We start from the raw sequence: 378 nt of genomic DNA, 5'->3' as shown, positions 1-378 counted from the left end.
CTTCCAACGTGATACCTAAAGCGATATAAATAGCTTCTTTTTCAACCGTATCGCGACGCACACTAAAAAATAAGCAATCTAAATAAAGGGCCGTGTAATTCGACTCTAATGTGCGTGATTGCCAACCTTCGATATCATTTCTAATCTTTTCCGTAATATTAGATACAGTCGTAGCCGAATAAGGATTGCCATCTAATAAACGTTCCACAAATTTCCCGACCTGTCGAGTACTTACGCCGCTTTGATATAGGCTTAAAATAGCTTCTTCTAGCCAGCCATTACGACGTTGATATGGCTGGAATAGGGAAGTTTGAAAATCACCGTTTCGATCCCTTGGAACAGAAAGATCTTCTATTCATCCAAATTTCGTATCTAACA

At 39.2% G+C, this 378-nt stretch carries 1 pseudogene; it reads right to left on the bottom strand.

The window, feature by feature from the left end:
* Positions 1 to 378 (bottom strand): annotated as a pseudogene (locus CN373_RS24775) (transposase); the annotation flags it as partial.

The sequence above is a fragment of the Bacillus cereus genome (assembly GCF_002561295.1).
Classification (GTDB): Bacteria; Bacillota; Bacilli; order Bacillales; family Bacillaceae_G; genus Bacillus_A; species Bacillus_A cereus_S.
The sequence above is the reverse complement of the archived record's forward strand: the minus strand, read 5'-3'. Positions and strand labels throughout refer to the sequence as shown.